Annotated in this window: 24 protein-coding genes; 12 read left to right on the forward strand and 12 right to left on the reverse strand. The window is 63.9% G+C overall.

Annotated elements, in window-relative coordinates; translation table 11 throughout:
* Positions 1–103 precede the first annotated feature (103 nt).
* The gene (locus ACIOVF_RS17525; protein ID WP_093380265.1) at positions 104–703 is read right to left on the reverse strand and encodes a Yip1 family protein; all 600 of its coding nucleotides are present in this window, start codon (positions 701–703) and stop codon (positions 104–106) included.
* Positions 704–970: 267 nt separating this feature from the next.
* On the opposite strand from ACIOVF_RS17525, the gene ttcA reads away from it, so the two are divergent.
* Together ttcA and ACIOVF_RS17535 are read left to right on the forward strand one after the other, a co-directional pair.
* On the forward strand, positions 971–1,795 hold the full coding sequence (ttcA, locus tag ACIOVF_RS17530) for a tRNA 2-thiocytidine(32) synthetase TtcA (protein ID WP_038993896.1): 825 nt from the start codon (positions 971–973) through the stop codon (positions 1,793–1,795).
* Between the two features lie 5 nt (positions 1,796–1,800).
* Entirely contained in the window at positions 1,801–2,472 is a 672-nt protein-coding gene (locus ACIOVF_RS17535; RefSeq protein WP_401291122.1) for a DNA-3-methyladenine glycosylase I, read from the forward strand.
* 81 nt (positions 2,473–2,553) lie between these two features.
* Here the strand turns inward: ACIOVF_RS17535 and ACIOVF_RS17540 are convergent, their stop codons facing one another.
* Genes ACIOVF_RS17540 through arsC form a run of 3 tightly spaced genes read right to left on the reverse strand, consistent with a single transcriptional unit; the run spans position 2,554 to position 3,918 of the window.
* Complete coding sequence (locus ACIOVF_RS17540; protein WP_045195592.1) at positions 2,554–2,970, reverse strand: DUF2069 domain-containing protein; 417 nt, start codon at positions 2,968–2,970, stop codon at positions 2,554–2,556.
* The gene (gene wrbA, locus ACIOVF_RS17545) at positions 2,963–3,568 is read right to left on the reverse strand and encodes an NAD(P)H:quinone oxidoreductase (RefSeq protein ID WP_093380271.1); all 606 of its coding nucleotides are present in this window, start codon (positions 3,566–3,568) and stop codon (positions 2,963–2,965) included. Before wrbA ends, ACIOVF_RS17540 begins: the two co-directional genes overlap by 8 nt.
* A complete protein-coding gene (gene arsC / locus ACIOVF_RS17550) occupies positions 3,565–3,918 on the reverse strand; it encodes an arsenate reductase (glutaredoxin) (protein ID WP_195884842.1) in 354 nt (117 codons plus the stop codon). The genes wrbA and arsC overlap by 4 nt, the downstream gene beginning before the upstream one ends.
* An 86-nt stretch (positions 3,919–4,004) precedes the next feature.
* Between arsC and ACIOVF_RS17555 the strand changes: the two genes are divergently transcribed.
* Positions 4,005–4,469 carry a TlpA disulfide reductase family protein gene (locus tag ACIOVF_RS17555; RefSeq protein WP_093380276.1) on the forward strand — a complete coding sequence of 155 codons (465 nt, stop codon included), beginning with the start codon at positions 4,005–4,007 and terminating at the stop codon, positions 4,467–4,469.
* 99 nt (positions 4,470–4,568) lie between these two features.
* Here the strand turns inward: ACIOVF_RS17555 and ACIOVF_RS17560 are convergent, their stop codons facing one another.
* The 4 genes from ACIOVF_RS17560 to ACIOVF_RS17575 form a co-directional block, all read right to left on the reverse strand.
* Positions 4,569–4,973 (reverse strand): META domain-containing protein, encoded by a 405-nt coding sequence (locus tag ACIOVF_RS17560; RefSeq protein ID WP_401291127.1) that lies wholly within the window; start codon positions 4,971–4,973, stop codon positions 4,569–4,571.
* Entirely contained in the window at positions 4,970–5,407 is a 438-nt protein-coding gene (locus ACIOVF_RS17565) for a hypothetical protein (RefSeq protein ID WP_045195583.1), read from the reverse strand. The genes ACIOVF_RS17560 and ACIOVF_RS17565 overlap by 4 nt, the downstream gene beginning before the upstream one ends.
* 31 nt (positions 5,408–5,438) lie before the next feature.
* Positions 5,439–6,428, reverse strand: a complete 990-nt coding sequence (locus ACIOVF_RS17570) for a 2-hydroxyacid dehydrogenase (RefSeq protein ID WP_401291132.1) — start codon at positions 6,426–6,428, stop codon at positions 5,439–5,441.
* Positions 6,429–6,504: 76 nt separating this feature from the next.
* Positions 6,505–9,258 (reverse strand): response regulator, encoded by a 2,754-nt coding sequence (locus ACIOVF_RS17575; protein WP_045195580.1) that lies wholly within the window; start codon positions 9,256–9,258, stop codon positions 6,505–6,507.
* 213 nt (positions 9,259–9,471) lie between these two features.
* On the opposite strand from ACIOVF_RS17575, the gene ACIOVF_RS17580 reads away from it, so the two are divergent.
* The 7 genes from ACIOVF_RS17580 to ACIOVF_RS17610 all read left to right on the forward strand — a co-directional run bounded on the left by ACIOVF_RS17580 (position 9,472) and on the right by ACIOVF_RS17610 (position 17,812).
* On the forward strand, positions 9,472–10,188 hold the full coding sequence (locus tag ACIOVF_RS17580; RefSeq protein WP_045195578.1) for a response regulator transcription factor: 717 nt from the start codon (positions 9,472–9,474) through the stop codon (positions 10,186–10,188).
* Position 10,189: 1 nt separating this feature from the next.
* On the forward strand, positions 10,190–11,530 hold the full coding sequence (locus ACIOVF_RS17585; protein ID WP_401291135.1) for a histidine kinase sensor domain-containing protein: 1,341 nt from the start codon (positions 10,190–10,192) through the stop codon (positions 11,528–11,530).
* Positions 11,531–11,716: 186 nt separating this feature from the next.
* Positions 11,717–12,619 carry a cysteine synthase CysM gene (gene cysM / locus ACIOVF_RS17590; RefSeq protein ID WP_045195576.1) on the forward strand — a complete coding sequence of 301 codons (903 nt, stop codon included), beginning with the start codon at positions 11,717–11,719 and terminating at the stop codon, positions 12,617–12,619.
* Positions 12,619–13,977, forward strand: a complete 1,359-nt coding sequence (gene rlmD, locus ACIOVF_RS17595; protein ID WP_401291139.1) for a 23S rRNA (uracil(1939)-C(5))-methyltransferase RlmD — start codon at positions 12,619–12,621, stop codon at positions 13,975–13,977. Before cysM ends, rlmD begins: the two co-directional genes overlap by 1 nt.
* Before the next feature lie 99 nt (positions 13,978–14,076).
* The gene (relA, locus tag ACIOVF_RS17600; RefSeq protein WP_045195574.1) at positions 14,077–16,317 is read left to right on the forward strand and encodes a GTP diphosphokinase; all 2,241 of its coding nucleotides are present in this window, start codon (positions 14,077–14,079) and stop codon (positions 16,315–16,317) included.
* Positions 16,318–16,418: 101 nt separating this feature from the next.
* Positions 16,419–17,249 carry a nucleoside triphosphate pyrophosphohydrolase gene (gene mazG, locus ACIOVF_RS17605; RefSeq protein ID WP_045195571.1) on the forward strand — a complete coding sequence of 277 codons (831 nt, stop codon included), beginning with the start codon at positions 16,419–16,421 and terminating at the stop codon, positions 17,247–17,249.
* 23 nt (positions 17,250–17,272) lie between these two features.
* On the forward strand, positions 17,273–17,812 hold the full coding sequence (locus ACIOVF_RS17610; protein ID WP_045195569.1) for a DUF2058 domain-containing protein: 540 nt from the start codon (positions 17,273–17,275) through the stop codon (positions 17,810–17,812).
* Between the two features lie 46 nt (positions 17,813–17,858).
* Here ACIOVF_RS17610 and ACIOVF_RS17615 read toward each other — a convergent pair whose 3' ends face one another.
* The 4 genes from ACIOVF_RS17615 to purM all read right to left on the reverse strand — a co-directional run bounded on the left by ACIOVF_RS17615 (position 17,859) and on the right by purM (position 20,713).
* Positions 17,859–18,041 (reverse strand): hypothetical protein, encoded by a 183-nt coding sequence (locus ACIOVF_RS17615; protein ID WP_038993913.1) that lies wholly within the window; start codon positions 18,039–18,041, stop codon positions 17,859–17,861.
* 241 nt (positions 18,042–18,282) lie between these two features.
* Positions 18,283–18,993, reverse strand: a complete 711-nt coding sequence (locus tag ACIOVF_RS17620) for a DUF3108 domain-containing protein (RefSeq protein WP_045195566.1) — start codon at positions 18,991–18,993, stop codon at positions 18,283–18,285.
* An 8-nt stretch (positions 18,994–19,001) separates the two neighbouring features.
* On the reverse strand, positions 19,002–19,655 hold the full coding sequence (purN, locus tag ACIOVF_RS17625) for a phosphoribosylglycinamide formyltransferase (protein WP_093380297.1): 654 nt from the start codon (positions 19,653–19,655) through the stop codon (positions 19,002–19,004).
* On the reverse strand, positions 19,655–20,713 hold the full coding sequence (gene purM, locus ACIOVF_RS17630) for a phosphoribosylformylglycinamidine cyclo-ligase (protein ID WP_195884836.1): 1,059 nt from the start codon (positions 20,711–20,713) through the stop codon (positions 19,655–19,657). Before purM ends, purN begins: the two co-directional genes overlap by 1 nt.
* 346 nt (positions 20,714–21,059) lie before the next feature.
* On the opposite strand from purM, the gene ACIOVF_RS17635 reads away from it, so the two are divergent.
* Both ACIOVF_RS17635 and ACIOVF_RS17640 read left to right on the forward strand, forming a co-directional pair.
* The gene (locus ACIOVF_RS17635; protein WP_401291147.1) at positions 21,060–22,109 is read left to right on the forward strand and encodes a DUF2066 domain-containing protein; all 1,050 of its coding nucleotides are present in this window, start codon (positions 21,060–21,062) and stop codon (positions 22,107–22,109) included.
* 25 nt (positions 22,110–22,134) lie between these two features.
* Positions 22,135–23,208 carry an AI-2E family transporter gene (locus tag ACIOVF_RS17640; RefSeq protein WP_045195560.1) on the forward strand — a complete coding sequence of 358 codons (1,074 nt, stop codon included), beginning with the start codon at positions 22,135–22,137 and terminating at the stop codon, positions 23,206–23,208.
* Positions 23,209–23,297 lie beyond the last annotated feature (89 nt).

Raw genomic sequence — 23,297 nt, forward strand, 5'->3', positions numbered from 1 at the left:
ACCGCGGCGGCGCTGCCGAGCCACCTGTCAGCGCACAGTATCAGGCCGCCTTGCGGCGGCCTGATGGTGAGTGCACCTATGTTGCTGTTTCTAATAATTCAGGTCAGTTGGTGTAGACGGGCCCCACGCCCAGTCCCCAGACAATCACGGTGAAGGCCATGATGGCGACCAGCACCACCAGCCCTACCGCCAGTACCGAACTCGAGAACAGAAAGCCCTCATCGGAAGGAATGTTCATGAAGGTCGGCAAGCCGACATACAGCAGGTACACCGTGTAGCACACCGCTGCGGTGCCGACGATCATGCCCAGCCACAGGTGCGGGTACAGCGCCGCCAGGCCGCCGACGAACAGGGGCGTCGCGGTGTAGGTGGCAAAGGCGATGCAGCGCGCCAGGCTTGGGTTAGCATCGTAGGTGCGGGCCATCCAGTGGATGAACGCGCCCATCACCGCCACGCCGCCGAGCATGGCCAGGTAGGACATGATGGTCATCCACAGCGCGCTTTCCTGGGTCAGCATGACCGGTGCGCGATCGCCGATGACCCAGCCGACCTGGGTGGTGCCGATAAACGCCGAAACCGCCGGGATCGCGGCGAGGATCAGCGTGTGGGTCAGGTACATGTGGCTGATGCTTTCTTCTTCACCGCGTATTTCTTTCCATTCCTGATCGGGATGGGTAAATAGCCCAACAACGTGATGGATCATGCCGGTCACTCCTTTCGTTGTTGCCATCGCCCCCCACTGGAGCGCTTGCGGCCCCAAGTCTGGGCCAGAGGTTGGAGGTCACCTTTGTGTGGCCTTATGTCGCAGTATAGGAAGGCGTTCGCCGCATAAAGCCGGCTTTTTAGAGCAAATCGCGCTGTCAGGGCCGTGCTTAATCACGATGCAGTCTTTATCGGATTGGCCTACGCCCACTGGCGGTTTAAGGGTAAAATGCTCGGCTTTTGTCACACCTCGCGGATTCCAAGCGCTATGGGCACCCTTTCGGTCAACCAGAACAAACTGCAAAAACGCCTGCGTCGTCTCGCCGGCGAAGCCATCACTGATTTCAACATGATCGAAGACGGTGACAAGGTCATGGTCTGCCTGTCCGGCGGCAAAGACAGCTACACCATGCTCGATGTTCTGCTGCACCTGCAGAAAGTGGCGCCGATCAAGTTCGACATCGTCGCGGTGAACATGGACCAGAAGCAGCCGGGCTTCCCCGAGCATGTGCTGCCGGCCTACCTCGAGGCCCTCGGCGTCGAGTACCACATCGTCGAGAAGGACACCTACTCGGTGGTCAAGGAACTGATCCCGGAAGGCAAGACCACCTGCTCGCTGTGCTCGCGCCTGCGTCGTGGCACCCTGTACACCTTCGCCGACGAAATCGGCGCAACCAAGATGGCCCTCGGGCATCACCGCGACGACATCGTCGAGACCTTCTTCCTCAACATGTTCTTCAACGGCACCCTCAAGGCCATGCCGCCCAAGCTGCGTGCCGATGACGGGCGCAACGTGGTAATCCGCCCGCTGGCCTACTGCAGCGAGAAGGACATCCAGGCCTACTCGGACATGAAGGAATTCCCGATCATCCCGTGCAACCTCTGCGGCTCCCAGGAAAACCTGCAGCGCCAGGTGGTCAAGGACATGCTGGTGGAGTGGGAGCGCAAGACCCCGGGGCGTACCGAGAACATCTTCCGTGGCCTGCAGAACGTGGTGCCGTCGCAGCTGGCTGACCGCAACCTGTTCGACTTCACCAGCCTGAAGATCGACGAGACCGCCACCCCGCGCTTTGTCGACGTGCTGAACATCTGACGGCCATGCGTGATTACCAATGGCTGCATGAGTACTGCCTGAACCGCTTCGGCTCGGCCGCCGCCCTCGAAGCGCACCTGCCCCAGGCGAAAAGCCCCGGGCAGTTGCGTGAGATCGGTGCCGACCGCTACCTGTCGACCCTGGCCCTGCGGGTGTTTCGTGCCGGCTTGAAGCACAGCCTGGTGGACGCCAAGTGGCCGGCGTTCGAGCAGGTGTTCTTTGGCTTCGACCCGCAAAAGGTCGTGCTCATGGGCGCCGAGCACCTGGAGCGGTTGATGCAGGACACGCGCATCATCCGCCACCTAGGCAAACTCAAGAGCGTGCCGCGCAATGCGCAGATGATCCTCGACATCGAGAAGCAACACGGCAGCTTCGGCGCGTTCATTGCCGACTGGCCGGTGACCGACATCGTCGGCCTGTGGAAGTACCTGGCCAAGCATGGCAACCAGTTGGGCGGGCTGTCGGCGCCGCGCTTCTTGCGCATGTGCGGCAAGGACACCTTCATCCCCAGCAATGACATGGCCGCGGCGCTGATTGCCCAGGACATCATCGACAAGCCGCCGACCAGCCAGCGCGACCTGGCCCTGGTGCAGGAAGCTTTCAACCAGTGGCATTCCGAGAGCGGTCGGCCGCTGTGCCAGCTGTCGGTGATGCTGGCGCACACCGTCAATCACTGAAATCGGTGGTGCCGCCATCGCTGGCAAGCCAGCCCCCACAAAACCCTGTGGGAGCTGGCTTGCCAGCGATGGATTCAACTCTTAGTTCGAACCTTCCCCGGCCAACCGCCGCTCATACTGAAAGCGCCAGCGCACATACAGCAAGGCACTGACGAACAGCGCCAGGCTGATCGCCACTTCCAGCCAGCCGAACAGCGCCCGCGCCGGGTCGAACGCAGCGAGCACGCCCTTGATGAAGTACAGGTTGACCACAAAGCAGGTCCAGGCATGGGCGCGGGCGTTGCCCAGCAGCATGCCCGGCAGCAGCAGGGCCAGCGGCACCAGCTCGATCGCCAGGATCACCCCGACCCGCGCACCATGAAGGTCAGCGAACAGCAGGTTGTTCAGGGTCAGCAGGGCGACCAGGCCGAAAAAGCTCGCCAGGCTCAGCGCCCGGGTCAGGCGCAGGCGCGGCGCCAGCCATTCGAGCGACGGCAATACCTTGGGCTTTTTAGCCACGGCCGTTCTCCAGCAGTTTGGCGGTAGACGCCAGGCGCTGGCCCAGGGCGCGGCACAGGGCAATTTCGTCGGCATCCAGGTCGCGCTTGCCGTCGGCGCCGGCATGGTGGCTGGCGCCATAGGGTGTACCGCCGCCCCGGGTTTCCAGCAATGCCGACTCGCTGTAGGGCAGGCCCATGATCAGCATGCCGTGGTGCATCAGCGGCAATAGCATCGACAGCAGGGTCGATTCCTGGCCGCCGTGCAGGCTGGCGGTGGAGGTGAACGCCGCCGCTGGCTTGCCGACCAGGCCGCCGCTCAGCCACAGGCTGCTGGTGCCGTCGATGAAGTACTTGAGCGGTGCGGCCATGTTGCCAAAGCGCGTCGGGCTGCCCAGGGCCAGGCCCGAGCAGTGGCGCAGGTCGTCGAGGCTGGCATACAGGGCGCCGGTGTCGGGGATGTCCGGGGCGACGGCTTCGCACTCGGTGGAAATTGCCGGTACCGTGCGGATACGTGCCTCAAGGCCGGCCATCTCGACGCCGCGGGCAATCTGCCGGGCCATCTCGCTGGTCGAGCCGTGGCGGCTGTAGAACAGGATCAGGATATACGGCGCGCTCACGGCAGGATCTCCAGCACCTTCTCTGGTGGCCGGCCGATCGCGGCTTTATTGCCGGCAATCAGGATCGGCCGCTCGATCAGCTTCGGGTGCTGGACCATGGCCTCGATCAACTGCGCCTCGCTGAGGCTGGCATCGGCCAGGTTGAGCGTTTTGTATTCGTCTTCACCGCTGCGCAGCAGCTGGCGGGCACTGATGCCAAGCTTGCCGAGCAGGGCCTTGAGCTCGCCGGCGGTCGGCGGGGTTTCCAGGTAGCGCACCACGGTCGGGGCCAGGCCGCGGGCTTCGAGCAGCTCCAGGGCGCCACGGGATTTGGAGCAGCGCGGATTGTGATAGAGGGTCAGGTCAGTCATGTTCGGGTCGCATCCAGCAGGGTGTGGCGGCTATTCTAACCGCAGCGACTTCGCATTTTGCTTGAATCTTCGAGAAGGATTGACCCATGACAAGGCGTTTGGCAGCAGCACTGGCCATCACCGCGAGCCTGTTGCTTGGCGGTTGCGGTGCAGATTACGGCCTGGACCAGCACGGCCAGGCAGTGAAAGCCGAGCAGATTGAAGGGCACTGGCTGGTGCTCAACTACTGGGCGGAATGGTGCGGCCCGTGCCGTATCGAAATTCCCGAACTCAACGCCGCGGCCAAGCAATGGCAGGGGCAGGGCGTGCAGGTAGTGGGGGTGAACTTCGACGGCCTGCAGGGTGAAGACCTGAAAAAGGCCAGCGAAGCCCTGGGTATCGGCTTCACCGTACTGGCCAGCGACCCGGCCGAGCGTTACCAATTGCCGCGCAGCGAAGCCTTGCCGGTGACCTACATCATCGATGACAAGGGCAAGGTGCGTGAGCAGTTGCTGGGCGAGCAGACTCTGGAGGGCCTGAACCAGAAGATCAAGGCGCTGAAAGGCGCATGACAGCAGCTTCAAGCTACAAGCGACAAGCTGCAAGATAGAGCAAGACCGTGCACAGTCTGCTCTTACTTGCGGCTTGAAGCTTGTAGCTTGCCGCTTAAGTCAACCCTCCTCAGGCCAGAAACGCAGCGGCTTGCCCTCGGCGGGCCAGAAGCGCACTTGCTCGATCGGCGAGATATCCCAGCGCTGCACGGTTTCCAGCGCCTGCAGGAAGCGTTTTTCCTGCTCCATCAGCGCCGGCGCACACAGCTTGCGGGTGCTGCCGACCCTGCCGAAGCTCAGCTTGTCGCCGTCCAGCTGGTACGGCGCGAACCAGTGGTTGCAGCCGCCGTTGCCATAGGCGCGGCCGTCGGCGGCGAGGGTCAGGGTCAGGTGGCTGTAGTCCATCAGCGGACGTTCGCCAATCCACTCCAGCAGGTAGCTGCGTTCCTGTTCCAGCTTCATCGGCTCGGCGGCGCAACCCAGCAGGGCGGTGCCGATCAGGGCTGAGAGCAACAGCGTTTTCACTGGGCCGTCTCCTTGCATTTCGGGCACAGGTGTTTGTCGCCGCGGCTGATCCAGCCAAGCTCGGCGATGCGTGCGCTGGCGGCCGGTTGCTGGGCTTTTTTACCCAGTTTGGCGTCGACCGCGAATTCGAAGCTCAGGGCGGCCTGGCAGCTGTCGCAGTTGACCTCCCAGGTGTGGATCGCCAGTTCGCCGAACACCGGGCCGCTGGCTACCGCGACCCATTGGCCGGTCGGGTTGATCAAGTGGCGCACCGACTCCACGGTCAGGCGCATGGACAAGTCCTTGCTGCCCTTGAGGGTCACCAGCAGAACGTCGTTCTTCTGGATCGAGCCGCCGTTGCCGGTCACTTGATAGCGACCTGGCACCAGGGCGCGGCACTCGATCAGGGTGTGTTGCGGGTTAAACAGGGTGTAGCGGAAATCGTGTTCGACCATGGGTCCTCCAAATCTGCCGCGTATCCTAGCATCAACCCTCGACCAAGTTCTGCGGATTGCCTGCCGCCCAGCGGCTTATGTTGTCCAGGGTGGTGGCGGCGATGGCCGCCAGCGCTTCACGGGTGAGGAAGGCCTGGTGGGCGGTGACGATCACATTGGGGAAAGTCAGCAGCCGCGCCAGCACGTCGTCCTGCAAGGGCAGGTCGGAGCGGTCTTCGAAGAACAGCTGGGCTTCCTCTTCATAGACATCCAGGCCCAGGTAGCCGAGCTGGCCGCTTTTCAGCGCCTCGATCAGCGCCGGCGTGTCGACCAGGGCGCCGCGGCCGGTATTGATCAGCATGGCCCCGGGTTGCAGGTCGGCCAGGCTCTGGGCGTTGATCAAGTGGCGGGTGTCGTCGGTCAGCGGGCAGTGCAGGCTGATGACCTGGGCCTGGCGCAGCAACTCCGGCAGGCTCAGGTAGCGTGCCCCGAGCGCCAGCAGGTCGGGGTTGGGGTAGGGGTCGTAGGCCAGCATCTGGCAACCGAAACCGGCCATGATCCGCGCAAAGGCCGCGCCGATCTGCCCGGTACCGACCACGCCGACGGTCTTGCCGTGCAGGTCGAAGCCGGTCAGGCCGTGCAAGGTGAAGTCGCCTTCGCGGGTGCGGTTGTAGGCCCGGTGCAGGCGCCGGTTGAGCGCCAGGATCAGCGCCACCGCATGCTCGGCCACGGCATGTGGCGAGTAGGCCGGCACCCGTACCACGGCCAGGCCCAGGCGTTTGGCGGCGGCCAGGTCGACGTGGTTGTAGCCGGCCGAGCGCAGGGCGATCAGGCGCGTGCCAGCGGCCGCCAGGCGCTCCAGTACCGCAGCGCCTAGGTCGTCATTGATGAAGGCGCAGACCACTTCGTGGCCGGCCGCCAGCGGCGCGGTGTCTTCGGTAAGGCGCGCCGGTTGAAAGTGCAGCTCAATCTCTGGCGCCGGTGCCACGCTGGTGAAGCTGTCCTGGTCGTAGGTCTGGCTGCTGAAAAACAATACGCGCATGGGATGTTCCTGAAGGCTTTGCCTGAAAGTTTAACCAAGGGGCAAGGATCGGGCCTTGCCCCAGGTCAGCCAGGGTTCAGGCGCTCATGCGCGCCTGGGCAGTCAGCCGGGTGATGGCCCGGTCCAGTTCGTCCAGCGCTTGCGGCGCCTGTGGGTCATCCTGCTTGAGCAAGGTTTCACTGCGTTGGCAGGCGGCGCGCAGTTGCGGCACCCCGCAGTAGCGCGAGGCGCCATTGAGCCGGTGCACGCGCTCGATCATGCCATTGCGGTCGGCTGCCTCGCGGGCGACACGAATCGCTTCGCGGTCGGACTCCAGCGACGCCAGCAGCATCGCCAGCATGTCGGCGGCCAAGTCCGGCTTGCCGGCAGCCAGGCGCAGGCCTTCCTCGGGGTCGAGCACCTTCAGTTCGCTGCTGTCCGGCGTGCGCTCCAGCGGGCGTTCCGGGCGCGGCGCACCGAGGGCCATGCCGGTCCATTTGAGCACCACCTGGGCCAGTTGGCGCTCGCTGATCGGTTTGGTCAGGTAGTCGTCCATGCCGCTGTGCAGCAGGGCGCGCTTTTCGTTGGCCATGGCGTGGGCGGTCAGCGCCACGATTGGCAGCGCCGGGCCGCTCTGGCTGGTTTCCCACTGGCGGATCTGCTCGGTGCATTCGCGCCCGTCCATGCCGGGCATCTGCACGTCCATCAGCACCAGGTCGAAGCGCTCGTCCTGCACCGCCTGAACCGCCGCATAGCCGCTGTCGACCGCCAGCACTTCGGCACCGAGGTCTTCGAGCAGGGTTTGCACCAGCAGCAGGTTGGCCGGGTTGTCGTCGACGCACAGCACCTTCGGCAACGGCTGGTCGGACACCGGCTTGCTCTCGCTGCCCGGGCGCCGCGGCTGGACCATCTCGACCAGGGCCCGGCGCAATTTGCGCGTGCAGGCAGGCTTGGCCTGCAACTGGCCGTGAGCATTGGGCAGGTAAGGGTGGTACAGCGCCTGTTCGGTGGTCGGGCACAGCACCAGGGCCTGGCAGGCGAGGTTTTCCAGTTGCTGGATGTACTGACCGAGGCGCTCCGGCGAGAGGCTGTCGAGGTTGACCCCAAGCACCGCCAGCTCGAAGGGTTGCCCGGCCAGGCTGGCGGCTTCGACCGCGTGCAGCAGTTGTTCGACCGTGGTGTACAGGCTGACGCTCAGGCCACAGTCTTCCAGTTGATGCTCCAGGGCCTGGCGCGCCAGCTCGTGGCTGTCGACAATTGCTACGCGGCGGCCCACCAGCGGTTGCGTTGGCAGGTCTTCGGCGTCGTCGCGGGCCTTGGGCAGGCTCAGGCTGATCCAGAACTGCGAGCCTTCGCCGGGCGTACTGTCGACGCCGATCTCACCGCCCATCTGTTCGATCAGGCGCTTGGAAATCACCAGGCCCAGGCCTGTGCCACCGGGTTGGCGCGACAGCGAGTTGTCGGCCTGGCTGAAGGCCTGGAACAGTGCCCGCACATCCTGGCTGGACAAGCCGATGCCGGTGTCCTGAACGCTGATGCGCAACTGCACGCTGTCTTCGCGCTCGTCCTCGAGCATGGCCCGGGCGACGATGGTGCCCTCGCGGGTGAACTTGATGGCGTTGCTGACCAGGTTGGTAAGGATCTGCTTGAGCCGCAGCGGGTCGCCAACCAGCGACAGCGGTGTATCGCGGTACACCAGGCTGACCAGCTCCAGCTGTTTGGCGTGGGCCGCCGGGGCGAGGATGGTCAGGGTGTCCTGGATCAGGTCGCGCAGGTTGAACGGAATGCTGTCGAGCACCAGCTTGCCGGCCTCGATCTTGGAGAAATCGAGGATCTCGTTGATGATGCCCAAGAGGCTGCCGGCGGACTTTTCGATGGTGCCCAGGTAGTCGAGCTGGCGCGGGGTCAGTTCGCTTTTTTGCAGTAAATGGGTGAAACCAAGAATGCCGTTCAGCGGCGTACGGATTTCATGGCTCATGTTGGCGAGGAACTCGGACTTGATCCGGCTGGCCTCCAGGGCCTCCTTGCGCGCCATGTCCAGCTCGATGTTCTGGATCTCGATGGTTTCCAGGTTCTGGCGCACGTCTTCGGTGGCCTGGTCGATGCTGTGCTGCAGCTCTTCGTGGGCGTTGTGCAGGGTTTCGGCCATACGGTTGATCCCCGCAGCCAGTTCATCAAGCTCGTAACTGCCCATTGCCGGCAAGCGTTCTTCGAGGTTGCCGTCTTTCAACTGGGTGACTGCGTATTTGATCTGGCCGATCGGGCCGTTGATCGTGCGGCTCATGCGCAGGGCTAGCAGGGCGGTGGCGGCCAGGCCGAGGAAAATCAGCAGCAGGCTGGTAAACAGGCTGCGGTAGCCGCGCAGCAGGGTGCCGTCGTGGGACAGCTCGATTTCCACCCAGCCGAGCAGGCGATCGGCTTCGCCGGGAATCAGCTCGCCGGCCAGGTCGCGGTGGCGGCCGAACACCGGCAGCAAGTAACGGGTGGCGTCATTGCCGGTGCGCTGCAGCAACTGCGTGCCGCCACCGGTGGGTGCCTGGTTGAGCATGCTCGGGCCGGCGTGGGCCAGGGCGTTGCGGTCGGGGCCGAGAAAAGCCACGGCACGCACATCGGACTGCTCCAGGGCCTGGGCGGCAATGCGCTCCAGCTGCGCCGGGTCGTGCCGCGCCAGGGCCGGCGCCACCAGCGGGGCCAGTTGCTCGGCAATCATCTTGCCGCGTTGCAGCAGTTGGGTCTGCAGCTCGCTCTGCTGCAACCAGGTGAAGTAGCCGCCCAGCACCAGCGCCATCAGGCCGGCTGGCAACAAGGCGAGCAACAGCACGCGGCTTCTGATCCCCAATCTATTCAGCACGCCACTCTCCTGTGCCCGGTAAGCGCTGTAAGCCTCCGCCAGCTCCTGCTGACGGACCAAGTCGGAAAAGTACCGCGCCTACTCGCGTAATGCACTCATTTGTATCTGCTTTTGTCGGTTGCCAAGGATAACCGGGGCTTTGGTCGAGCTGCGGTTGCCTGTGCACGGGGAATGCCGAATAATCGCGTGATTGAGAATTGCTAGCATCGGCCAATGACTCCTGTATCTATTAGCACCTCCAACATCCTTGCCATCGAGGACGATCCGGTCCTGGGTGCCTACCTGCGCGAAGAGCTGCAACGCGGCGGCTTCAAGGTCACCTGGTGCCAGAATGGCAAGGAGGGCCTGCAGGTCGCGCAGAGCAGCCGCTTTGATGTGGTGCTGATGGATATCCTGCTGCCCGGCCTCAACGGCCTGGATGTACTGGCGCAGTTGCGCAAAAGCAGCTCGACGCCGGTGATCCTGATGTCGGCGCTGGGCGCCGAGGCCGACCGCATCAGCGGTTTCAAGCGTGGCGCCGATGACTACCTGCCCAAGCCCTTCAGTATGGTCGAGCTGCAGGTTCGCATCGAAGCGATCCTGCGCCGGGTAGCGCTGGAGCGGCGCCACCAGCAACCGGCTGCGATGCTGGCCGGTGAACTGCGCTTCGACGAAGAGGCCAGCGATGTCTGTTATGGCCAGCAGTGGGCGGGGTTGACTCTCAGCGAGTACCGCCTGCTCGACACCCTGCAGCGCAGCGATGAAGAGGTGCTGAGCAAGGCCTTCCTTTATCAGCAGGTGTTGCAGCGCGGCTATGCTCGCCACGATCGCAGCCTGGACATGCACGTCAGCCAGATCCGCCGCAAGCTCAAGGCCATCGGCTACCTGGAGCGCGAGGTGCGCACGGTGTGGGGCAAGGGCTACGTGCTCAGTAGCGTTGAGGTGCACTGAGGTGCCCAATCGTCATTCCGTGTTCTGGAAACTGGCGATCCTGCTGGTGGGCTTCTGCCTGCTGATGATCGGCCTGAGCTGGACCTGGGGCCGGCACATGGACACCCAGAACGCCTTCCTTTCCGAACAGGCCAAAAGCATCCTGCAAGGCTATGCCAGCGAAGCCGAGCAGGCCTGGCTGCAAGGCGGGCAGGTCGGTATCGACGCCTGGCTGGCGGCGGTGGGTGAAAAGGAAAGCGGCTGGGTCGGGGTGATCGGCCCGAACCTGCAGTCGTTGAGCAGCACGCCGCTCAACGAGGCTGAAAGCCGGCGCCTGACCTTTCTGCGCGGCATCGACTGGCCAGTAAGCCCGCGCGCGATTGGCATGCCGTGGATGCGCCTGCCGTTCCCGCAACAGCCACATTTGGGCACCTTGGTCATGGAGCTGCCGCAGCGCCTGGCGCCGGGGCAGTACCGGGTGCTGTGGCGGGTGGTGACCAACGGCATCATCCCCGGGCTGTTTACCTTGCTGCTATGCGTCGGCCTCTACCGCATGCTGGTTGTGCCGCTGATCCAGTTGCGCGAGCAGGCCAATGCCTGGCGTGCCGACCAGCTCTCGGCCCGGGTCGCCAGCAGCACCACCAGCCGCCAGGACGAGTTGGGCGAACTGGGCCGTGCCTTCGATGACATGGCCGAACGTCTGCAGGGCACGGTGGCCTTGCAACAGCAGCTGTTGCGCGACCTTTCCCACGAGCTGCGCACGCCCTTGAGCCGCTTGCGCGTGGCCTGCGACAGCGAGGCGGATGCCAATCAGCTACGCGTACGCCTGGGGCGCGAAATCGACTGCATGCAGCATCTGGTCGAAGATGCCTTGCAACTGGCCTGGCTCGACACTGAGCGGGCGCCCTTGAGCAAAGAGCCGATCCAGGTCCAGGCCCTGTGGGAAATGCTCGCTGAAGACGCCTGCTACGAAAGCGCCTGGCCGGCCGCGCAACTGCGCTGTGGGCTGGATGCCTCGTGCTGGGTGCAAGGCAACCTCAACAGCCTGGCCCAGGCCCTGGAGAACATCCTGCGCAATGCCATTCGGCATTCCTCGGCCACGGGGGTGATCCGTCTGGACGGGCGGCGCCAGGGCGATACCTGGCTGATCTGGCTGGAAGACCAGGGTGGTGGCGTCGCCGAAAGCGAGCTGGAGCGCATTTTCGCACCCTTTACCCGCCTGGACGGATCGCGCCCCGGCGATGGCGGCTTCGGGCTGGGCCTGAGCATTGCCCGTAACGCCATCGTCCGTCAGGGCGGGCGCTTGTGGGCGCAGAATACCGGGCAGGGCCTGCGCCTGAACATGCAGCTGCCAGCAGTGTGATCGCGGGTCCGCTTCGCGGCCCATCGCCGGCAGGCCGGCTCCCACAGGTTTCAGGTGAGTGCATGTCCACTGTCGGAGATTTATTGCTTATAGCTCGCAGCTATAACCCCAACACATTGCGTGATATGGGCAAATCCCGTTTGCCGGTATGATAGGCGCCCCCGCAGTCTGGATTGCGAATACGCCATGACCTTGCAGTACCCAACCATCGCCGATTGCGTCGGCAACACGCCTCTGGTCCGCCTGCAGCGCATTGCCGGCGAAACCAGCAATACCCTCCTGCTCAAGCTTGAAGGCAACAACCCGGCAGGCTCGGTCAAGGACCGGCCGGCGCTGTCGATGATCACCCGCGCCGAGCTGCGTGGGCAGATCAAGCCGGGCGATACCCTGATCGAAGCGACCTCGGGCAACACCGGCATCGCTCTGGCCATGGCGGCGGCGATCAAGGGTTACAAGATGATCCTGATCATGCCCGACAATTCCAGCGCCGAGCGCAAGGCGGCGATGACCGCCTATGGCGCCGAGCTGATCCTGGTCAGCAAGGAAGAGGGCATGGAAGGCGCCCGCGACCTGGCCGACCGCCTGCAGGCCGAAGGCCGTGGCCTGGTGCTCGACCAGTTCGGCAATGGCGACAACCCTGAAGCCCACTACGTGAGCACCGGCCCGGAAATCTGGCGCCAGACCCAGGGCAGCATTACCCACTTCGTCAGCTCCATGGGCACCACCGGCACCATCATGGGCTGCTCGCGCTACCTCAAGGAGCAGAACCCGGCGGTGCAGATCGTCGGCCTGCAGCCGATGGAAGGCTCGGCCATCCCCGGCATCCGCCGCTGGCCGCAGGAATACCTGCCGAAGATCTACCAGTCCGAGCGCGTTGACCGTGTGGTCGACATGGCCCAGAGCGAAGCCGAAGAAACCACCCGCCGCCTGGCCCGGGAAGAGGGCATTTTCTGTGGTGTGTCCTCCGGTGGTGCAGTGGCAGCCATGCTGCGCCTGTCCCGCGAGCTGGAAAACGCCGTGATGGTGGCGATCATTTGCGACCGTGGCGACCGTTACCTGTCGACCGGCATTTTCGATTCAGTGAACTGATGTCCAAGAACAAACGTAACAGCGGCCTGCGCTTTCAGCCGGCCGGTGGCACCCGCGCGCCACAGATCCCCACCGGTAAAAAGCAGCGCCTGAGCATCGAGCGCCTGGCCGGTGACGGCCGGGGCATCGCCTTTCTCGACGGTCGTACCTGGTTCGTCAGTGGCGCGCTGGCCGAGGAAGAGGTCGAAGCGCGGGTGCTCAACACCCACGGCAAGGTGGTCGAGGCGCGCCTTGAGCGGGTGTTCAGTGCCAGCCCGGCGCGCCGCGAGGCCCCGTGCAAGCACTTCGACCGCTGTGGAGGCTGCAACCTGCAGCACCTGCCCCATGCCGAGCAACTGGCGCTCAAGCAACGCCTGCTGGCCGAGCAGTTGCAGCGGGTTGCCGGCGTGCAGCCCGAGCATTGGGCCGCGCCGCTGAGCGGTCCGGAATTCGGCTACCGGCGCCGGGCGCGGGTTGCGGTGCGTTGGGACAACAAGGCAAAACAGCTTGAAGTCGGTTTTCGCGCCGAAGCAAGCCAGGACATCGTCGCCATCGACGACTGCCCGGTGCTGGTACAACCCTTGCAATCAATCATGCGTCACCTGCCTACGCTGTTACGCAGCCTGAGCAAGCCGCAAGTGGTGGGTCACGTCGAACTGTTCAGCGGTACCGCGCTGGCGCTGCTGTTGCGCCACACCGGGCCATTGGGTGAGTGCGACCTGGCGCGCCTGCAGGCGTTCTGCGCCGAGGCCGGTGCGCAGCTGTGGCTGCAAGGCGAGGGTGAACCTTTGCCGCTGGACGCCGGTCAGAGCCTCGGTTTCCGCCTTGAACCGTGGAACCTGGAGCTTGCGTACCGGCCGGGCGATTTCGTCCAGGTCAACGCCCAGGTCAACACCGCGATGATCGAGCAGGCCCTGGCCTGGTTGGCGCCGCAGGCCGATGAGCGCGTGCTCGACCTGTTCTGTGGCCTGGGAAACTTTGCCTTGCCGCTGGCCCGGCAGGCCAAGGAAGTGGTGGCGGTGGAGGGGGTGCAGGCGATGGTCGAGCGGGCCGCCGCCAATGCCCGTAGCAACAATTTGCATAACACGCAGTTTTTTCAGGCCGATTTATCGCAGCCTTTGGCGGCGTCGGGCTGGGCCGCAGGAGGCTTTTCTGCGGTACTCTTGGACCCACCGCGTGATGGTGCATTTGAGGTTGTGCGAAAAATCGCAGACCTCGGCGCGAAACGTCTTGTTTATGTATCGTGCAATCCGGCGACCCTGGCCCGCGACACCGTTGAACTGGTCAGGCAGGGTTACCGGTTAAAAAGTGCCGGGATTCTCGACATGTTTCCTCAGACGGCGCATGTCGAAGCCATGGCGTTATTCGAAGCGGGTTAGCCAGGCTGACGCGTTCGGCGCTGCACCTTGGGTCCGGCAGGGGCAGCACCAGTGATTTCAAGCGCATCGCGAATGCGCTGTAGGGAAAGGTAAACAAAGATGGTACAGGTGAGAGTGCACCAGCCGGTCAACACCGACGGCAGTATCAATCTCGAAGCATGGCTGGATCATGTGGTGAGCGTCGACCTGGCGCTGGACCGGGAGGCCCTCAAGGCCGCTTGCGAGTTCGCCCAGGACATCGAAAAAAAGGGCAACCCGGCCAAGCATTCCTGGGCCGATGGTACGTCGAGTTTCCAGGCCGGCCTGGAAATCGCTGAAATCCTGGCCGACCTCAAGCTCGACCAGGACTCGCTGGTCGCCGCGGTCATCTACCGCGCCGTGCGCGAAGGCAAGGTGACCCTGGCTGAAGTCGGCCAGCGTTTTGGCCCGGTGGTCTCCAAACTGATCGACGGCGTGCTGCGCATGGCAGCCATCAGTGCCAGTCTCAGCCCGCGCCAGTCGCTGGTGCTGGGCTCGCAGGCGCAGGTCGAGAACCTGCGCAAGATGCTCGTGGCAATGGTCGACGACGTGCGCGTGGCGTTGATCAAGCTGGCCGAGCGGACCTGCGCGATTCGCGCGGTCAAAGGCGCCGACGACGAGAAACGCAATCGCGTCGCCCGCGAAGTCTTCGATATCTACGCACCGCTGGCCCACCGACTGGGCATCGGTCATATCAAGTGGGAGCTGGAAGACCTGTCCTTCCGCTACCTCGAACCCGATCAGTACAAGCAGATCGCCAAGCTTTTGCACGAGCGCCGGCTGGACCGCGAGCGCTTCATCAGCGACGTGATGAACCAGCTGCAGAACGAACTGCTGGCCACCGGCGTCAACGCCGACATCAGCGGCCGGGCCAAGCACATCTATTCGATCTGGCGCAAAATGCAGCGCAAGGGCCTGGAATTCAGCCAGATCTACGACGTGCGCGCAGTGCGCGTGCTGGTCCCGGAAATGCGCGACTGCTACACCGCGCTGGGTATCGTCCACACCCTCTGGCGGCACATTCCCAAAGAGTTCGACGACTACATCGCCAACCCCAAGGAAAACGGCTACCGCTCGTTGCACACCGCGGTGATCGGCCCTGAGGGCAAGGTCCTCGAGGTGCAGATCCGCACCCATGCCATGCACGAAGAGGCCGAGCTCGGCGTCTGCGCGCACTGGCGCTACAAGGGCACCGATGTCAAACCCAGCTCCAACCACTACGAGGAGAAAATCTCCTGGTTGCGCCAGGTGCTGGAATGGCATGAGGAGCTGGGCGACATCGGTGGCCTGGCCGAACAGCTGCGCGTTGATATCGAACCGGACCGGGTCTACGTATTCACCCCCGATGGCCACGCCATCGACCTGCCCAAGGGCGCCACGCCGCTGGACTTTGCCTACCGGGTGCACACCGAGATCGGCCACAACTGCCGCGGGGCGAAGATCAACGGCCGCATCGTGCCGCTCAACTACAGCCTGCAGACCGGCGAGCAGGTCGAGATCATCACCAGCAAGCACGGCAACCCCAGCCGCGACTGGCTGAACTCGAACCTGGGCTACGTCACCACCTCGCGGGCGCGGGCGAAGATCGTCCACTGGTTCAAGTTGCAGGCCCGCGACCAGAACGTCGCCGCCGGCAAAACCCTGCTCGAGCGCGAACTCAACCGCCTGGGCCTGCCGCAGGTCGACTTCGAACGCCTGGCGGAAAAAGCCAACCTGCGTACCGCCGAGGACATGTTCGCCTCGCTGGGCGCCGGGGACCTGCGCCTGGCGCACCTGGTCAACGCCGCGCAGCAACTGGTCGAGCCCGAGCGCAGCGATCATGTCGAGCTGGTGCCGCGCAAGGCCACCGGCTACAAGCCGGGCAAGCGTGGCGACATCCAGATCCAGGGCGTCGGCAACCTGCTCACGCAAATGGCCGGTTGCTGCCAGCCGCTGCCGGGCGATGCGATTGTTGGCTACATCACCCAGGGCCGTGGCGTGACCATCCACCGTCAGGACTGCGCCTCGGTGCTGCAATTGGCCGGGCGCGAGCCGGAGCGGATCATCCAGGTCAGCTGGGGGCCGGTGCCGGTACAGACCTACCCGGTGGATATCATCATCCGTGCCTACGACCGTCCGGGCTTGCTGCGTGACGTTTCCCAGGTCCTGCTCAACGAGCGGATCAACGTGCTGGCGGTCAACACCCGCTCGAACAAGGAAGACAACACCGCACTGATGTCGCTGACCATCGAGATTCCTGGCCTGGATGCCCTCGGGCGCCTGCTGGGGCGGATTTCGCAACTGCCGAACATCATCGAGACGCGGCGTAACCGTACGCCTTGAGGCCCTATCGCCGGCAAGCCGGCTCCCACAGGAAACAGGTTGCTCCGATCCTGTGGGAGCTGGCTTGCCAGCGATGAGGCCAGACCTGAGAGAGCCCTTTGATGCACACCCTAGACGACCTGCTCCACCTCATGGCCCGCCTGCGCGACCCGCAGCATGGCTGCCCGTGGGACCTCAAGCAGACCTACGCGACCATCGTCCCCTACACTCTCGAAGAAGCCTACGAAGTGGCCGACGCCATCGAGCGCAGCGACTTCGAGCACTTGCAGGGCGAACTTGGTGACCTGCTGTTTCAGGTGGTCTACTACAGCCAGCTGGCACGCGAAGAAGGCCGTTTCGAGTTCGATGGCGTGGTCGACAGCATCACCCGCAAGCTGATCCGCCGCCATCCGCACGTATTCCCAAGCGGTGAACTCTACGCTGCCCTCGACACACCCAAGCTCGACGAAGCCCAGGTCAAGCAGCGCTGGGAACAGATCAAGGCCCAGGAGCGCGCCGAGAAGGGCGAGCCCGAGCAGTTGTCGTTGCTCGACGATGTGCCGGCCGCGTTGCCGGCCTTGTCGCGGGCGGCCAAACTGCAAAAGCGTGCCGCCCAGGTCGGTTTCGACTGGCCACACGCCTTGCCGGTGCTCGACAAGGTTCGCGAAGAACTCGACGAAGTGCTGCAGGCCATGGCCGACGACGACAGCGTGGCCCTGGCCGACGAGCTTGGCGATTTGCTGTTCGCGGCGGTCAACCTGGCCCGCCACCTGAAGGTCGACCCGGAAAACGCCCTGCGCGGGGCGAACAAAAAGTTTGAGCGACGTTTCCGTTTTATCGAACAGGCATTGCGCGACATAGGCCGTCCGATTGAAGATTGCACCCTCGAAGACATGGATGCGCTCTGGGGCGAAGCCAAACGTCAGGAAAAGAACCTGCCCAGCTGCGGCTGAGCTGTTGCATAAGTGAGTGAACGATGAGCCTTTCCCTTCGCGACCAATTGCTCAAGGCCGGTCTGGTCAACCAGAAACAGGTCAAGCAGGTCAGTAAAGATCAGAAGAAACAAAAGCGCCTGGAGCACAAAGGCCAGGTCGAGGTCGACGATACCCAGCAGCGGCTGGCCAAGGAAGCCATGGCGGAAAAAGCCAAGCGCGACCAGGAGCTCAACCGCCAGCAGCAGGAGAAGGCCGAGCAGAAGGCCCGCGCCGCCCAGGTCAAGCAATTGATCGAAGTCTCGCGCCTGCCCAAGCTGACCACCGAGGACTACTACAACTTCGTCGACGACAAGAAGGTCAAGCGTCTGTCGGTCAACGCCCTGATGCGCAGCAAGCTGAGCAGCGGTTCGCTGGCCATCGTGGCCCATGGCGGTGGTTACGAAGTGATCCCTCGTGAAGCGGCGCTGAAGATCCAGGAGCGCGACCCGCAGCGTATTGTCCTGCTCAACACCCAGGTTGAAGAGCCGGATGCCGACGATCCGTACGCGGCCTACGTGATCCCTGACGATCTGATGTGGTAAAGACGACAAACCCCGCTTCGGCGGGGTTTGTTTTTTCTGGAGGGGGTTATTGCTGTTGCCGTCTGTTCTCGAGGTATTCCAGCTCGATGCGGTAGCTGTGGGCCTCATGCTCGTTGTGGAACATGCCGACCAGCTCACCCTGCTGATGCACATCCCAGATGCGCACGCCCGCAGCCAGGCCTTCGTGAGACATTTTGCTTTCGTCGCGCTCAGTTACTTTGACAGTCATCTGCAAACTCCACTTTCAGTTAACTGCGGCACCGTGTCGCAGGTCTCTTTTATAGAATTTGTTAGCAGGCTAAGTAAATAAACGGCGCATGAAACATCTTTCATGTCCCTGTGGGGGCTGGCTTGCCCCGCGATGCGATGTGACGGGTAGCCTGCGATCGCGGGGTAAGCCCGCTCCTACCAAGGGTGTAAAAAAAACCCCGCACGTGGCGGGGTTTCGGGTGTTACCAGCAGTCAGGCAATCAGTTGCCCTTGACTGTCTTGCCGTCGACCGTGCCGTCCTGCAGGACGATCACGTACTCCTTGCCGTCGGTCTCGACCTGGCGCAGTTGCACCAGCAGGTAATCCCAGTCCTTGGCGAACCACAGCTCGGTGATGCGCTTGCTCTGGCTCGGGTCGCGCACGCGCTCGACCTTGATGGCATCGACCTGGCCGGTCTTGGTGGTGACTTTCTCGCTGCCCAGGACGCGGAAGTCGTAGGTGTCGATCTCGTCGCCATCGACCACCTGGTAGCTCACGCTCTTCTTGCCGGCTGCCACGTCATGCTGCAGGGCCAGTTGATAGGTGGACTTGTCGAGCACACCGCGGTTGAGCGGCAGGTTGATCGCGTCGCCGCGGTCGGTGCCGGTGATCTTCTTGCTGCTCCAGTCGAAATCCAGATCGACCTTCTTGGCCTTGCCCAGGCCGCCACGTTCGAAGTGGTAGGTCTGGGGCAGCAGGGTGTCCTTGTCCAGCTTCAGGGTACTTTGCTCAATCAGGCTGGCGATCATCATCGACGCCTTGAAATTGAGGTTCCAGGTACCGTTGGCGTTCTTTTCCAGGCTGCGCTCGGCAGTGCCACTCATGGGCAGTTGCTTCCAGTCGGCGGTGTAGCTGGCCGAGAATGGCTTCAGATCGGCTGCCTGCAACGGCAGCGCGAGCACGGCGAGAGCGAAGAGCAGGGCACGACGCATAATTTCTCCTAGGGTCGAATCAAGTGGCCGCTGGCCGCCAGAGGCTGGCCATCCAGTAGAGCACCGTGCTCGCCCAGGCGCAAACGGCCCTCGGCAAACCAGCGCACCGCCAGCGGATAGATCAGGTGTTCCTGGCTGTGAACCCGCTGTGCCAGACGTTCTGGCGTGTCATCCAACTCTACCGGTATCACTGCCTGTACGACCAGCGGTCCGCCATCGAGTTCCTCGGTGACGAAGTGCACGCTGCAGCCATGCTCGGCATCGCCGGCTTCCAGCGCTCGTTGATGAGTGTGCAGGCCCTTGTACTTGGGCAGCAGGGACGGGTGGATGTTCAGCAAGCGGCCCTGGTAGTGACGGACAAAGCCGGCACTGAGGATGCGCATGAAACCGGCCAGCACCACCAGTTGCGGGCGGTAGCCATCGATCAGTTCGACCAGTGCCGCGTCGAATGCCTCGCGGCCGTCGAAGGCCTTGTGGTCGAGCACGGCGGTGGCGATACCGGCGTCTTTGGCGCGCTGCAAGCCATAGGCGTCGGCGCGGTTGGAGATGACCGCGCAGATCCGCACCGGGCTGTCGCCGGTGCGGGTGCTGTCGATCAATGCTTGCAGGTTGCTGCCGGTGCCGGACAACAGCACCACGACATCACAGGTCTTGCTCGGCATCAGTGTGCCTTGACGTTCTTCAGCTCAACCTGGGCAGCGCCTTCGGCGGCGATGCCGATCTGGCCGATGACCCATGGCTGCTCGCCGGCTTCACGCAGGACCTTCAGGGCGATCTCGACCTGGTCCTGGGCGACGCAGATGACCATGCCGACGCCGCAGTTCAATACGCGGTGCATTTCGTGCTCGTCGACGTTGCCTTGCTGTTGCAGCCAGTCGAACACCGCCGGGCGATTCCAGCTGGCCACGTCAACCACAGCCTGGGCGCCTTTTGGCAGGACGCGCGGGATGTTGTCGAGCAGGCCGCCACCGGTGATGTGGGCCATGGCCTTGACCGCGCCGGTGTCCTTGATCAGCTTGAGCAGCGGCTTTACGTAGATGCGCGTCGGGGCCATCAGCAATTCGGTCAGCGGCTTGCCGTCGAGCTGTACGGTTTCGATGTCGGCACCGGAAACTTCGATGATCTTGCGGATCAGCGAGTAGCCGTTGGAGTGCGGGCCGGACGATGGCAGGGCGATCAGCGCGTCGCCAGTGGCAACCTTGGAGCCGTCGATGATTTCGGCTTTTTCTACCACGCCAACGCAGAAGCCGGCCAGGTCGTAGTCTTCGCCTTCGTACATGCCTGGCATTTCAGCGGTTTCACCGCCGACCAGGGAGCAACCAGCCAGTTCGCAGCCAGCGCCGATACCGGTGACCACGGTAGCGGCAACGTCGACATTGAGTTTGCCGGTGGCGTAGTAGTCGAGGAAGAACAGCGGCTCGGCACCACAGACCACCAGGTCGTTGACGCACATGGCGACCAGGTCCTGGCCGATGCTGTCGTGCTTGTTCAGGTTCAGTGCCAGGCGCAGCTTGGTGCCGACGCCGTCGGTGCCGGAGACCAGAACCGGCTGCTTGTAGCCGGCCGGGATCTCGCAGAGGGCGCCAAAACCGCCCAGGCCGCCCATGACTTCCGGGCGCGCCGTGCGCTTGGCAACGCCTTTGATGCGTTCGACCAATGCTTCACCGGCGTCGATGTCTACACCGGCGTCCTTGTAGCTCAGGGAGGGTTGCTTGCTCATGATCCAGGCCTTTAGGGGGGAGGGATTCAGGGGAATCGACCGTGACCTGCCAGGCAAGGCGGAGGGAATCCGGCTGCCTGACCGTCGCCGGTCTGCGAAGGCGCGCGATTTTATCAGGGTTGCCCGGTAGCGGCCATCCTCAGGCCGACGGGCAGGGCCTTAAATGTTGCGAAAAATACGCTTTAACAGTGCGCGACTGGTTGCCACGGCGCAGGCTGTATAAGGTATAGCAAAGGCGATGGGCGCAATTTGCCGCCAGCGGTTGAATGTTTTACCGGGTGCTGCGGTCTGAGCTGCGTCCGTTTTTGTCGCCCACGCTTCTTTATTACCTGGACAGGAATCCTCCATGCGTTTGCGTAATTACCTGGCCGCCGGCTGTCTGGCCCTGTTCGGCCTCTCGGCTCAGGCCGAAACCCTCTCCGGCCTTTATCAGGTCCGCGAACCGGTCACCGGCCAGGGCGCCGAAGCCCGTACCCAGGCCACCGAAAAAGCCCTTGAAACCCTGGTGTTGCGCCTCACCGGCGACGCCAAGGCTGTGCAAAGCCCGGGCCTGGCTGCGCTGCGCAAAGACCCGCAACAAATCATCAGCCAGTTCGGCTTCGAGGCCGGCCCGCCGGAAACCGTGCTGGTCGACTTCGACCCGGGCAGCACCGAGCGCACCTTGCGTCAGGCGGGCCTGGCCCTGTGGGGCAATAACCGGCCAGCGATCCTCGGCTGGTGGTTGAACGACAGCGTCGAAGGTTCGAACCTGGTCGGCGACGGCCAGGGCAGCGCCGAACCGCTGCGTCGCGCCGCCCAGCACCGCGGCCTGCCGCTGCGCTTGCCGCTGGCCGATCTGCAGGAGCAACTGGTGGCAACCGGCAAGAATCTTGAAGGCACCGACCCGGCGCCGCTGCGCGAGGCTTCCGAGCGCTACGGCGCCGATGCCTTGCTGGCGGTGCACGCCAGCGAAGCCGATGGCAAATGGCAGGGTAAGTGGCGCCTGTGGCTGGGCGAGCAGCGCGAGCAGGGCACTGCCGAGGGCGCTGATCAGGCGGCCCTGGCCGATGCCGTGATGCTCGCCGTCAGCAACCGCCTGGCGCCGCGCTTCGTCGCCCGTCCAGGGGCCAGCAGCGAAATGCAGGTGCAGGTCCAGGGCATGACCCTGGAACGTTATGCCGAACTGGGCCGGGTGCTCGAGCCTTACGGCGCGCGGCTCAAGGTGGTGCAGGGCGATACCCTGACCTACCAGGTCACCGGCAACAGCGATCAGTTGCGCGCGCAACTGGGCCTGGCCAAGTTGCAGGAACTGCCGGCCGATGCGCCCGCGGCACCTGCAGCCGTCGATCCGGCCAACCCCGGGGCAACCCAGGCCGCCGCCCCGCAACCTTTCAGCGGGCTGCGTTTTCGTTGGTAAACCCTGACCTGGCCGGGAGCCGTTCATGACTGATACACGTCGTTGGGTATGGGTGGGCGGGGCGCTGCTGTGCGCGGCCTTGCTGTATTGGCTGCACCCGATTCTTTCGCCGTTTCTGGTCGGCATTTTGCTGGCCTACCTGGCCGATCCGCTGGTCGACCGTCTGGAGCGCGCCGGCCTGTCGCGCACCTGGGGCGTGGTGGTGGTGTTTGCCCTGTTCACCCTGCTGCTGACCTTGTTGCTGCTGGTGTTGGTGCCGATGCTGGCCAAACAGCTGGTGCGCCTGTATGAGCTGGCGCCGCAGATGCTCGACTGGCTGCAGCACCAGGCCCTGCCCTGGGTGCAGACGCGCCTGGGCCTGGCCGACGGCTTCTGGAAGTTCGACAAGATCAAGGCGGCCATCAGCGAGCACATGGGCCAGACCACTGACATCGTCGGGGTCATCCTGTCCCAGGCCACGGCTTCGGGCCTGGCCCTGATCGGCTGGCTGGCCAACCTGGTGCTGATCCCGGTGGTGAGCTTCTACCTGCTGCGCGACTGGGACCTGATGATGGCCAAGATCCGCAGCCTGCTGCCGCGCCAGCGCGAGGAGCGGGTGGTGGCCCTGGCCGGTGAGTGTCACGAAGTGCTGGGCGCCTTCGTCCGTGGCCAGCTGCTGGTGATGCTGGCCCTGGGTATCATCTATGCCTCGGGGCTGATGCTGGTGGGCCTGGAGCTGGGCTTGCTGATCGGCCTGCTGGCGGGCCTGGCGGCGATCGTGCCGTACATGGGCTTCATTATTGGTATCGGCGCGGCGATGATTGCCGGGCTGTTCCAGTTTGGCGGCGACCCTTATCCTTTGCTCGGCATCGCAGCCGTATTCATGGTTGGCCAGGCGCTCGAAGGCATGGTGCTGACACCGCTGCTGGTGGGCGATCGCATTGGCCTGCACCCGGTGGCGGTGATCTTCGCGATCCTGGCTGGTGGCGAGATGTTCGGTTTTACCGGGGTGTTGCTGGCCTTGCCGGTGGCGGCGGTGATCATGGTGCTGCTGCGCCATGTGCATGACCTGTATAAAGAGTCGGATATCTACGCGGGTGAAATCGACCCGGATCTCTAGCTTGATAGCACCTGGCTTGCATTGGCCTTTACCCGCTAATGCAAGCCTTTGATTTTACTTGTGGTCTGCGCCGATTGTGCGAGGGGCTC

It is taken from the genome of Pseudomonas sp. NPDC087612 (assembly GCF_044743505.1).
Taxonomy (GTDB): domain Bacteria; phylum Pseudomonadota; class Gammaproteobacteria; order Pseudomonadales; family Pseudomonadaceae; genus Aquipseudomonas.

Excerpts from the sequence above, each read along its gene's own strand:
- ACIOVF_RS17640 (WP_045195560.1), top strand. The coding sequence starts at position 22,135 with ATGACTGATACACGTCGTTGGGTATGGGTGGGCGGGGCGCTGCTGTGC.
- mazG (WP_045195571.1), top strand. The coding sequence starts at position 16,419 with ATGCACACCCTAGACGACCTGCTCCACCTCATGGCCCGCCTGCGCGAC.
- relA (WP_045195574.1), top strand. The coding sequence starts at position 14,077 with ATGGTACAGGTGAGAGTGCACCAGCCGGTCAACACCGACGGCAGTATC.
- cysM (WP_045195576.1), top strand. The coding sequence starts at position 11,717 with ATGACCTTGCAGTACCCAACCATCGCCGATTGCGTCGGCAACACGCCT.
- ACIOVF_RS17635 (WP_401291147.1), top strand. The coding sequence starts at position 21,060 with ATGCGTTTGCGTAATTACCTGGCCGCCGGCTGTCTGGCCCTGTTCGGC.
- purM (WP_195884836.1), bottom strand. The coding sequence starts at position 20,713 with ATGAGCAAGCAACCCTCCCTGAGCTACAAGGACGCCGGTGTAGACATC.
- ACIOVF_RS17615 (WP_038993913.1), bottom strand. The coding sequence starts at position 18,041 with ATGACTGTCAAAGTAACTGAGCGCGACGAAAGCAAAATGTCTCACGAA.
- rlmD (WP_401291139.1), top strand. The coding sequence starts at position 12,619 with ATGTCCAAGAACAAACGTAACAGCGGCCTGCGCTTTCAGCCGGCCGGT.
- arsC (WP_195884842.1), bottom strand. The coding sequence starts at position 3,918 with ATGACTGACCTGACCCTCTATCACAATCCGCGCTGCTCCAAATCCCGT.
- ttcA (WP_038993896.1), top strand. The coding sequence starts at position 971 with ATGGGCACCCTTTCGGTCAACCAGAACAAACTGCAAAAACGCCTGCGT.
- ACIOVF_RS17525 (WP_093380265.1), bottom strand. The coding sequence starts at position 703 with ATGATCCATCACGTTGTTGGGCTATTTACCCATCCCGATCAGGAATGG.
- ACIOVF_RS17565 (WP_045195583.1), bottom strand. The coding sequence starts at position 5,407 with ATGGTCGAACACGATTTCCGCTACACCCTGTTTAACCCGCAACACACC.
- ACIOVF_RS17610 (WP_045195569.1), top strand. The coding sequence starts at position 17,273 with ATGAGCCTTTCCCTTCGCGACCAATTGCTCAAGGCCGGTCTGGTCAAC.
- ACIOVF_RS17535 (WP_401291122.1), top strand. The coding sequence starts at position 1,801 with ATGCGTGATTACCAATGGCTGCATGAGTACTGCCTGAACCGCTTCGGC.
- ACIOVF_RS17555 (WP_093380276.1), top strand. The coding sequence starts at position 4,005 with ATGACAAGGCGTTTGGCAGCAGCACTGGCCATCACCGCGAGCCTGTTG.
- purN (WP_093380297.1), bottom strand. The coding sequence starts at position 19,655 with ATGCCGAGCAAGACCTGTGATGTCGTGGTGCTGTTGTCCGGCACCGGC.
- ACIOVF_RS17570 (WP_401291132.1), bottom strand. The coding sequence starts at position 6,428 with ATGCGCGTATTGTTTTTCAGCAGCCAGACCTACGACCAGGACAGCTTC.
- ACIOVF_RS17580 (WP_045195578.1), top strand. The coding sequence starts at position 9,472 with ATGACTCCTGTATCTATTAGCACCTCCAACATCCTTGCCATCGAGGAC.
- ACIOVF_RS17620 (WP_045195566.1), bottom strand. The coding sequence starts at position 18,993 with ATGCGTCGTGCCCTGCTCTTCGCTCTCGCCGTGCTCGCGCTGCCGTTG.